Here is a 9911-nt window from a genome sequence, read left to right on the forward strand (position 1 = left end):
CGCCCTTCGTCAGCGCTGCCCGAACCAGCGGTCGAACCGCCGCGTGTAGTTCAGGTCGACGCCCTGGAACGTGCCGCCGTACGCGGACACCGACCAGAAGCGCGTCAGGTTGATCGTCGCCTTGAACGCGTTGGCCGCCGATTGCAGCCCCTGCTCGAAGCCGAGCACGAACCGCTCGTTGATCGCCTTCGACACCAGCACGACCTGCGGATCGGTCAGGCCGACCTCGCTGCGGCCGACCGACACCTCGTCGAGACCGAAGGTCTGCGCGACCCGCTTGCCGGTCACGCTGCCGAGCAGCCCGAGCGCCGCCGTCATCGCCCCCTGCTGGCCGACGTTGTTGCCCTGGTCGGTGCCGTGCCCGAACAGCAGCCACGACAGCTTTTCGTTGTCCGTGACGTTCGGCTCCGACACGAGCTTGACCGTCAGCGACTGGATCGTGCCCGTCACCTGCACGCCGGCCTCGACCTCCTGGTTGCGCCGCATCGCGAGGATGTTGACGCCCGGGTTCGACACGGGGCCGTTGAACGTGAAGAAGCCGTTCTCGATCGCGAGCTTGCGGCCGAACGTCGTGTACGTCGAGCCTTCGGTCACGCGCACGTTGCCGACCGCGCGCAGCGGCACGCCCGGCGCGCTCATCACGGTGATCGTGCCGCGCAGCCCGAGATCCGCGCCGTGGCCCTTGAAGCGGAAGTTGTTGCCGAGCCCGACGTCGATGTTCGCGCGCGGCGCCAGCGACGGCGCCGGCTTGTTTTCGACCGGCTTCGGCTTCGCGGCCGCGGTGCCGGTGGGCGTCTCGCCGCGCACCGTGCCGTCCGGCTGCACGATCACGACGTCGTCGGACAGGTGCGGCGCCGACTGCTCGGGCAGGTCGAACAGCGCGCGGTCGACCATGAACTTGCCGTCGATCGACAGCGCGCCGCGCGGCCCGTCGTTCGCGACGGTGGCCTTGCCCGACAGCGACAGCTTGCGGTCCGGCGCCGCGAACAGTTCGAGCTTGTCCGCGACGATGCTGGCGGTCAGGTCCGGCGCCTCGCCGTCGAGCCGCACGCGGCCGAGCGCGCGCAGCGTGCCGTCGCCGCCGTGAAATTCGACCTGCTGGAATTCGACGAGGTTGTCCGACAGCTTCACGCGCACGATGCCGTCCTTCAACTGCACGCCCTGGTCGATCAGCGTCGCTGAAAGCTCGTCGCCCGTCAGCGTCCCAGACAGGTTCGGTTTCACCGGCGTGCCGGAGACCGTGAGCTTCAGCGCTGCGCGCCCGCCGAGCAGGTAGCTCGGCCCGAACAGGTTGCCGGTGGTCTTCAGCGCCGGAATGTCGGCGTCGATGCGGCCCGCCAGCGGACCGTCGTCGACGAGGCCGAACACACCGTCGCGCAGCGCGAACGGCACCGTGACGTTCGCGTCGAGCGTGCCGATCCGGCTCGCCTTCGCGAGTGCCGTCACGTTGAGCCGGTTGCCGGGCGCGAAGCTCGCGCGGGCGGACAGGTCGGTCAGGCCGAGCGATGCGATGCCGCGCCCGGTCTCGATCGTCACGTCGCCGCCGCGGCGCTTCACCTGCACGTAGCCCGTCGCGTTCGCGCCGAGCGCGAAATCCCAGTCGGCATCGAGCACGACGTCGGTCCGCACCGGCGGCCGCTGGCCGGTCAGCGCCTGGCGAACCTCGAGGAAACGCGCGACCGACGCGCCGGTCACGGCGCCCGCCGAGCGCATCTGGCCGCGGTCGAACACGAACGATTTCAGGTCGATCGCCGCACCTTCGAGCGTAAGCCGCGTCGCGCCGAGCGTCACGCGGCCGGCGCCGGCCGATATCGTCAGCGGCGCCTGCAGCGCGAGCGCCGGCGTGCCGCGATTCGCGAGCCGCGTGACGGTGCCGTCCCAGCGCATGCCGTCGCGGTTCTCGACCACGCCGCCGTTCGCCGCGAGCGTCAGGTCGATCACGCGGCCACCGGCCACCCCGAGCGCCGACGCGTCGAGCGTGTGCTTCGCGCGCGTGCCGTCGAGGTTCGCGCGCAACGATTTCAGCTGGAACGAACCGAGCGCGATGTCGGACGCGTCGGCCGTGAACACGAGCGCGCCGTGCGCGCCATCGCGGATGTCCGCGCGGCCCTGGGCGGTGCCGATCCGGTTCGAACCGACGACGACGTGCTCGGCCTTGTAGGTCGCCGTCACGTTCGGATGCGCGAAGCTGCCGGTCAGGTCGCCTTGCGCCTGCACGAGCCCCTGGACGCCGAAGCCGAGCCGGTCGAGCTGCGGCGCGTCGACGACGAAGCGCAGCCGGTCGCCGGGCGCGCCGAAGCTGCCGCGCAGGTCGACGTGGTTGCCGGCGATCGACAGGTTCGCGTTGCTCGGCAGGATTCGCGAGCCGGCGAGCTGCACGACGCCGGCGCCGGTCAGCGGCACGCCGTCGTACAGGCTGTCGGCGAGCTTGAAGGTCGCCTTCGTCGACACCTGCGGCGCGAACGCGCCCGACGCGGTCAGCGTGCCCGATACGCGCGTTTCGCCGCGCTTGGCCGGGGCCTTGGCGGCCGTCGCGGGCGCCTTGCCGCCGCCCGCCTTCGGCGCGCTCATCGCGGCGAGCAGCAGCGGATCGAACGCGGTCAGCGTCGCCTTCGCGTCGTAGCTCGAATGCGCGTCGTGGCGGAACACGCCCGTCAGGTCGATGCGCCCCTTGCCCGCCGTCACGCGCGTGTCGGTCAGCACGGTCTGCTGCCGCGTGAGCGCGACCTTGGCGCGTGCGCCGAGCGCGAGCTTCGGATCGTTCAGGTTGAAATCGACGGTCGTCACGTCGCCCGCGAGCGTCACGCCGAGCGGGCCGCCGAGGCGCATCGGCCGCAGCTCGGCGACGAACGCGTTCAGGTCGAGGTTCGCAACCTTCAGATCGAAGCGGCCCTTGCCGCCCGTGAGCGTGCCGCCGCCGGTCACGCTGCCGTCGCGGATCAGCTTCAGCGCGAGGCCGTCGATCCGTTGCGCGTGCGCGTCGAGATGCACGGTCGCATGCGCGTCGATCACCGGCAGAAGATGGTCGCCGAGCGTGCCCGGCTTCGCGTTGACGATCGACACCGGGCCCGTCACCGCGAAACCCTTCGCGGGCGCCGAGCCTGCCTGTGCGCTCACCGGTGCGAGTTCCGCGCGCACCGCGAGATCGGCCGCGGGCGCGCCGGGCGACAATGCTTGCGGGTTCACGTGGTCGAACGCGAGCGACGCGCGCGTGAGCGGCACCGTGCCGAACGGCGCGGCCTCGACGTGCGCGCGCCCGTTCAGCTTCATCCCGCTCGCGTCGACGTCTGCGACGAGCGCCTCGAGCGAACCCGACACGCGGGCCCGCGCGTCGACCGGCTCGTCCGACAGCTTGCCCGCGTAGGTCGCTTCACCGGTCAGCGCGAACGGCTTCACGCCGTCGAGCTTCGCGCGCGCGGTCAGCGCGCCGTACGGCGTATCGACGCCGTCGAGCACGAGTTCATGGTGACGGCCGTCGCTGCGGCCGTTCAGCGCGAGATGGTCGAGCTGCGTCGTCGACGTGCCTTCGTGAATGGCGAGGCGATCGACGCGCAGGTCGTCGATCCGCACCTGCAGCGGCAGGCTCAGGTCCTGCGGCGTCGTGCTCGGCGTCGACGGCCCCGGCGCGATCCGCACGTCGATCGTGCCCGCGCGCAGATAGGCGATGGACAGCCGCCACGGCGCGCGGGTCAATGCCCAACGGCCGTCGAGCCGGTCGATGCGCACCTCGGTGCCGGTGCCGTCGGGGCTCGTCCACGCGAACCCGCGCAAGCGCACGCCGGTCGCGAGCGAGCCGCCTTCGAGCGTGCCCGCGAGCCGCGTGCCGAGCACCTTGCCGGCCGCCTGCCACGCGAGCCGCGTGCCGCGCTCGGTCGTCACCGCGCCCAGCACGAGCCCCGCCGCCAGCACGACGAGCAGCACGACCGTCGCGAGCGTCCACGCAATGACACGCCACGCGCGGCCGCGACGCGGCGCGCGCGGCGGCGTGTCGGGCGCGCCGTCGGGCGAATCCGGATCGTGAGGCGGCGGCGTGTCGTTCGGGTCCTTCGTCATGCGGTTCGTCGTGCGGGTCGTCGTCAATAGGGCGGCGGGTTCAGAAAGCGATGCCGAGCGTCAGGTACGGGCGCACGCTGTGGTTGCGCAAGCCGTACGCGACGTCGACGTTGATCGGGCCGACCGGGCTGCGCCAGCGTGCACCGACGCCCACGCCCGGGTAAAACACGCGCTCGCCCCATGCATCGGTCGCGGTGCCGATGTCGAAGAACGTCGCGGCGCCCCAGTCGCGGTTGAACCAGTGCTGGTATTCGGCCGTCCCCGTCATCAGGTACTTGGTCGGCAAAACGGAGCCGTCGACGCTGTTGCCGATGCTCTGGTAACCGTAGCCGCGCACCGAGTTCGAGCCGCCGGCGCGGAACAGCAGCGACGCCGGCACGCCGGTCGAGCTGCCGCTCGTAAACACGCCGCCGAGTTCCGCGCGGAACACGAACAGGTCGCGCTTGCCGATCGGCAAATACTGCTGGCCGCGCGCGTAGCCGCGAATGAAGCTCTCGTCGGCCAGCACGCCCTTGACCGCGAAGCCGGCCTCCGCATGAATCAGGTTGCCCGAGCGCGGGAACAGCGGATCGTCGACGTTGCGGCGGGTCCACGCCCACTGCGGCACCAGCGCGCGGCTCGTGGTCGGCCCCGCGCCGTTCTGGTCGAGCCGATCCTGGTAGTACATCAGCGAATACGCATAGTCGATGAACTGGCCGGTGCGCGTGCGCTGCACGCCGACCCGCGCGCTGTAGATGCGCGTGTCCGACACGTTGGTGTTCGTGTACGACGCGAGCACGCTGTTGGTCCAGCCCTTCTCGCCCGGCGGCATCGACAGCTGGACCTGCCCGTACTGCTGGATCTGGTCGAGCCGGCCCGACACGGTCAGCGGCCACGCGGCGCCGAACGTGTCGAGATACGTATAGGAACCCTGCACGTGCGGCCCGGTATCGGTGGCGAAGCCGACGCCGCCGCGGATGTTGTTGTACGGAAACTCGCTGACCTTCACGTGCACGGGCGTGCGCTCGGGCTTCGACGTATCGTCGCCGACGTCGATCGCGACGCTCGCGTAGTACGGCGTGTTCTGCAACTGGCGCTGCAATTCGGCGATCCGCTGCACGTCGTAGATCTCGCCTTCCGACAGCGGATTGACGTTCGTGACGATCTTTTCCGGATAACGGCGCACGCCGTCGACATCAACCTTGCCGATCGTGAACGTCGGGCCGCTGTCGAACGCGACCGCGAGCGTCGCACGCTGCGTGCGCGGATCGATGCGCGCCTCGGACGACACGATCTTCGCGCCGAGATAGCGGCGCGACTGCAGTTGCCGGAGCGCCGCGCCCTTCGCGTCGTCCCAGTCGGATTGCGTGAACGGATCGCCCGGCTTCATCGAGAACGCGAAACGGGTCGCGGTTTCCTGCTTCGGGTCCTCGGTCTCGACCGGCCCCTTGAACGTCAGGTCGACCGTCGACACGACGGTCTGCTTGCCCGGATCGACCGCGATGTGCACGTCGCGCTTGCCGTCGCGGGTGCGCACGTCGGTACGCACGACCGGCGAGAAATAGCCGGCCGTCGCGGTCAAATCGCGCACCTGCTGCGGCGTGGCGGTCACGAGGAAGTCGAACTGGTCGTCGCTGATGTCGTCACGCTTCGCGAAGCGGGCAATATCGAGATGGGTCTTCAGGAGCTTGCGGATCGAGCGCGGCGCGTCGATGTCGACGTCGTATTTCGCATGGGCCGGCAGCGCGAAACACGCGGCCAGGCAACCCGCGAGGGCCGCCCGCGCGACGCGGGCCGCGGCGCCGGCGCGATCGCGGGCCGCGCGCGGGCCCGCGTGATGCGCCGTGTGTGCTTGCTGGTTCGACTGCCCCGCCAAATATGACCTCGCCGTCCTGGATGGTTACGGTTTCGTGGAAAACCCTGTATTTGACCACAGGGCGCCGGCGTCACAGCCAAACGATTGTGAAAGAGTGCCAAGGCGCCGGAAGGGCCGCCGCACGGTGTCCGCCGGTACCGGCCCGCGGATTCGACGCGCGATTGGCGCCGGCTGTTCCCCGCGATGCGGTAAAATCCCGCCATCGCGAATCCGGCGCACCGTGCGCCGCCCGAAACGGAAGATCCAGCCATGCCGTACCAGTCCGACGTCACGCAGTTCCTGAACCAGCTCAAGCAGCAGAAGCCGACGCTCGAGGAAGAGCAGCGCAAGGGCCGTTCCCTTCTGTGGGACAAGCAGCCGATCGATCTCGAAGAGCGCGCCGAGCAGCAGGAATCGCGCGTGAAGCAAACGTCGTACGTCTACTACCAGAACTTCTGACGACGTGAGCGCCGCCGACGAGGCCAGCGCCGCCCGGCAGGACGACGCGATCGCCGCGCCCGCGGGCGCCGATTCGACGCCCGACACGGTCGACGGTGTCGCGGCGTTCGCTCGCCTGTACGGCGAGCCGCTCTTCAAGCTGCCGCAGGATCTCTACATCCCGCCCGACGCGCTCGAGGTGTTCCTCGAAACGTTCGAAGGCCCGCTGGACCTGCTGCTGTACCTGATCCGCAAGCAGAACTTCAACGTGCTCGACATCCCGATGGCGCAGGTCACCGCGCAATATCTGGGCTACGTCGACCAGATCCGCGCGTCGAACCTCGAGCTCGCGGCCGAGTACCTGCTGATGGCCGCGATGCTGATCGAGATCAAGTCGCGGATGCTGCTGCCGGTGAAGAAGGCCGACACCGGCGAGGAAGCCGAGGATCCGCGCGCCGAACTCGTGCGCCGGCTGCTCGAATACGAGCAGATGAAGCTCGCCGCGCAGCGGCTCGATCAGTTGCCGCAGCTCGGCCGTGATTTCCTGCGCGCCGAGGTGTACATCGAGCAAAGCGTCACGCCGCGCTTTCCCGACGTGAATTCGGACGACTTGCGCGCCGCGTGGGCCGATGTGCTCAAGCGCGCGAAGCTCGTGCAGCACCACAAGATCTCCCGCGAGGAGCTGTCGGTGCGCGAACACATGAGCCTGATCCTGCGCCGGCTGCAGAACGCGCGCTTCATGGAGTTCGCCGACCTGTTCGACACGTCGCGCGGCGTACCGGTCGTCGTCGTGAATTTCATCGCGATGCTCGAACTCGCGCGCGAATCGCTGCTCGAAATCACGCAGGCCGAGCCGTTCGCGCCGATCTACGTGCGCCTCGCGTACCTGCCCGCGTAAGGTCTTCCCTCAGCCGTTTCCCCGCTCCGCGGTTCATCCCGACGCTCGCGGCTTCGCCGCGGCGGACGGCCGTCCGGCGGGTGTCCGGCACGCCCCACTATAAAGTGAACGATCGTTCTTTTATCGATGCGTCGCGCGGCCAAATCCTCTACAATCCGCCGACGTCCGATGCGCCGCCCGCGCGCCGGCGTTCTCCGCTTCGACCCCGACGCCGCTGCCGCGGCGTCAACGCGCGCCTGCGCGAGGAACCCGCTACCCGATCATGAAAGTCATCAGCTCGATCCAGGAACTGCGCGACCAGCTGCGCGGACAGAACCGCACGGCGTTCGTGCCGACGATGGGCAACCTGCACGAAGGGCACCTGTCGCTGATGCGCCTCGCGCGCCAGCACGGCGACCCGGTCGTGGCGAGCATCTTCGTCAACCGGCTGCAATTCGGCCCGAACGAGGATTTCGACAAGTACCCGCGCACGCTCCAGGACGATATCGAGAAGCTGCAGCAGAACAACGTATACGTGCTGTTCGCGCCGACCGAGCGCGACATGTACCCTGAGCCGCAGGAGTATCGCGTGCTGCCGCCGGACGATCTCGGCGGGATTCTCGAAGGCGAGTTCCGGCCCGGCTTCTTCGCCGGCGTGTGCACGGTCGTCACGAAGCTGATGTCCTGCGTGCAGCCGCGCGTCGCCGTGTTCGGCAAGAAGGATTACCAGCAGCTGATGATCGTGCGCCGGATGTGCCAGCAGCTCGCGCTGCCGGTCGAGATCATCGCGGCCGAGACCGTGCGCGACGAGGACGGCCTCGCGCTGTCGTCGCGCAACCGCTACCTGACGACCGACGAGCGCAAGGAAGCGCCGGAACTGGCGAAAACGCTGCAGCGCGTGCGCGACAGCGTGCTCGGCGGCGAACGCGACCTCGGCAAGCTCGAGCAGCACGCGCACACGCACCTGGCCGAACGCGGCTGGGTGCCCGACTACATCGCGATCCGCCGCCGCGCGAACCTGATCGCGCCGAGCGCCGCCGAACTCGAGGCCGGCGAGCCGCTCGTCGTGCTCGCGGCCGCGAAGCTCGGCGCGACGCGCCTCATCGACAACCTGGAAATCTGACGGCCGGCCCGCCCGCGCCCCTCACGACGCATCACGGAGACACCATGCAGCGCCACATGCTCAAATCGAAGATCCATCGTGCGGCGGTCACGCACTGCGAACTGCACTACGAAGGTTCGTGCGCGATCGACGAAGACCTGCTCGAAGCGGCGGGCCTGATCGAAAACGAACGGATCGACATCTGGAACATCAACAACGGCGAGCGCTTCTCGACGTACGCGATCAAGGGCGAGCGCGGCAGCGGGATGATCTCGCTGAACGGCTCGGCCGCGCGCCGCGCGCAGCTCGGCGACCTCGTGATCATCGCCGCGTTCGCGATGGTCGACGAAGCCGAGCTGCAGGCCGGCTGGAAGCCGAAGCTGGTGTTCATCGACGACGGCAACAAGATCAAGGGCCACCGCGATCACGTGCCGACGCAGAACTGGACGTAAGCCGAGCGGCACGCCCGCGTGCCGTGGCGCGGGCCACCCGCGCAGCGCCGCTGGTCGCCGAAGGGCCGGACACCGTACACCACGGTTCCGGCCCTTTCTCATTGGGTGTCGCGCCGGCAAGACGGCCGGATGGCCGGCCGCTCAGGAAGCCTTGGCGGCCTTCTCGGCCTTCGGCACGCGGCGCTCGGCCCATTCGACGATCGGCCGCCACTGCTCGAGATCCTTCTCGACCCGGCTTTTCGCGACGTCCCACAGCGTCAGGCCGTGCGCGGCGATCTGCACGTAGTTCTGCGTGTCGCGCACGTAGCCGAGCACCGGCAGGCCCAGCCCCTCGACGAACCGGTGCAACTGGTCGGACGAGCGCGTGCGCGCGTCGACCCGCATCCCGACGATCCCGACCTCGACGCTGCCCTTGCGCACGGCCTTCTCGCCGGCGAGGCGCTCCAGAAACTGCTGGGTCGCGAGAATATCGAACATCGACGGCTGCAGCGGCACGATCACCTTGTCGGCCAGTTGCAGCGCGACGTTGAGCCGCGTGCCGTGCAGGCCGGCCGGCGTATCGATCACCGCATATTCCAGCCCGCGCGGCGGCTTCGACGGCGCCTCCGGATCGAGCTCCCACGCCTCGATCGCCGGCAAGCCGGCCGGCCGCAGGTCGAGCCACGCATGCGCGGACTGCTGCCGGTCCAGGTCGGCCAGTGCGACCCACGCGCCCTGCGCCGCGAAATAGCCGGCTAAGTTGGTGGACAGCGTGCTCTTGCCCACGCCGCCCTTCGGATTCGCCACCACGATGACCGTCATGAATTCCCCCGAAAAAGCCGCGCGGCGCCGGCCGCATGGCAGGCGCCGCTCGATTGCGGATACAGGGAGCGATGATATCGGCAAACGGGGTGTCACCGGAACCGGTCACGCCGAACCGCGTGCCGCTTTCGTCTGCTTTCCTTCACGTCATGCGCGCTGGACCGCGGCCTCCCGCGCGCCGAGCGCGAACGCGCCGCCGCCCAGCAGGGCCTGCACGGCCAGCGTGACGGCCCAGAACGCCGGATATTCCCAGCCGCCGTGCGGCGACGCGAAGCTCCAGCCGTTCGGCAGATGCGCGGCGACCGCGCCGAGCATGAACGGCAGCAGCACCAGCGCGGCGATGCGCACGCGGAA

Annotated in this window: 7 protein-coding genes and 1 pseudogene; 4 read left to right on the top strand and 4 right to left on the bottom strand. The window is 69.5% G+C overall.

The window, feature by feature from the left end; translation table 11 throughout:
- Positions 1-9: 9 nt before the first annotated feature.
- Positions 10-4053, bottom strand: a complete 4044-nt coding sequence (locus JMF86_RS12090; RefSeq protein WP_011694360.1) for a translocation/assembly module TamB domain-containing protein — start codon at positions 4051-4053, stop codon at positions 10-12.
- Between the two features lie 40 nt (positions 4054-4093).
- Complete coding sequence (locus JMF86_RS12095) at positions 4094-5908, bottom strand: autotransporter assembly complex family protein (protein ID WP_011545960.1); 1815 nt, start codon at positions 5906-5908, stop codon at positions 4094-4096.
- A gap of 249 nt (positions 5909-6157) precedes the next feature.
- Between JMF86_RS12095 and JMF86_RS12100 the strand changes: the two genes are divergently transcribed.
- From JMF86_RS12100 to panD, 4 genes are all read left to right on the top strand, one after another.
- Complete coding sequence (locus JMF86_RS12100; RefSeq protein WP_006478107.1) at positions 6158-6346, top strand: DUF3460 family protein; 189 nt, start codon at positions 6158-6160, stop codon at positions 6344-6346.
- 4 nt (positions 6347-6350) lie between these two features.
- Entirely contained in the window at positions 6351-7223 is an 873-nt protein-coding gene (locus JMF86_RS12105) for a ScpA family protein (RefSeq protein ID WP_006478106.1), read from the top strand.
- 262 nt (positions 7224-7485) lie between these two features.
- Positions 7486-8325, top strand: a complete 840-nt coding sequence (gene panC, locus JMF86_RS12110; RefSeq protein ID WP_011545961.1) for a pantoate--beta-alanine ligase — start codon at positions 7486-7488, stop codon at positions 8323-8325.
- Between the two features lie 44 nt (positions 8326-8369).
- A complete protein-coding gene (panD, locus tag JMF86_RS12115) occupies positions 8370-8756 on the top strand; it encodes an aspartate 1-decarboxylase (RefSeq protein WP_011545962.1) in 387 nt (128 codons plus the stop codon).
- Between the two features lie 141 nt (positions 8757-8897).
- On the opposite strand, the gene JMF86_RS12120 is transcribed toward panD, so the two are convergent.
- Both JMF86_RS12120 and JMF86_RS12125 read right to left on the bottom strand, forming a co-directional pair.
- Positions 8898-9557, bottom strand: a complete 660-nt coding sequence (locus JMF86_RS12120; RefSeq protein WP_011545963.1) for a ParA family protein — start codon at positions 9555-9557, stop codon at positions 8898-8900.
- Between the two features lie 147 nt (positions 9558-9704).
- Positions 9705-9911 (bottom strand): annotated as a pseudogene (locus tag JMF86_RS12125) (DoxX family protein); the annotation flags it as partial.

The organism is Burkholderia sp. E168m15, assembly GCF_016586105.1.
GTDB lineage: Bacteria > Pseudomonadota > Gammaproteobacteria > Burkholderiales > Burkholderiaceae > Burkholderia > Burkholderia orbicola.

What these genes read in the sequence shown, in the direction of transcription:
- JMF86_RS12090 (WP_011694360.1), bottom strand. Translation starts at nt 4,053, where the DNA reads ATGACGAAGGACCCGAACGACACGCCGCCGCCTCACGATCCGGATTCG.
- JMF86_RS12100 (WP_006478107.1), top strand. Translation starts at nt 6,158, where the DNA reads ATGCCGTACCAGTCCGACGTCACGCAGTTCCTGAACCAGCTCAAGCAG.
- panC (WP_011545961.1), top strand. Translation starts at nt 7,486, where the DNA reads ATGAAAGTCATCAGCTCGATCCAGGAACTGCGCGACCAGCTGCGCGGA.
- panD (WP_011545962.1), top strand. Translation starts at nt 8,370, where the DNA reads ATGCAGCGCCACATGCTCAAATCGAAGATCCATCGTGCGGCGGTCACG.
- JMF86_RS12120 (WP_011545963.1), bottom strand. Translation starts at nt 9,557, where the DNA reads ATGACGGTCATCGTGGTGGCGAATCCGAAGGGCGGCGTGGGCAAGAGC.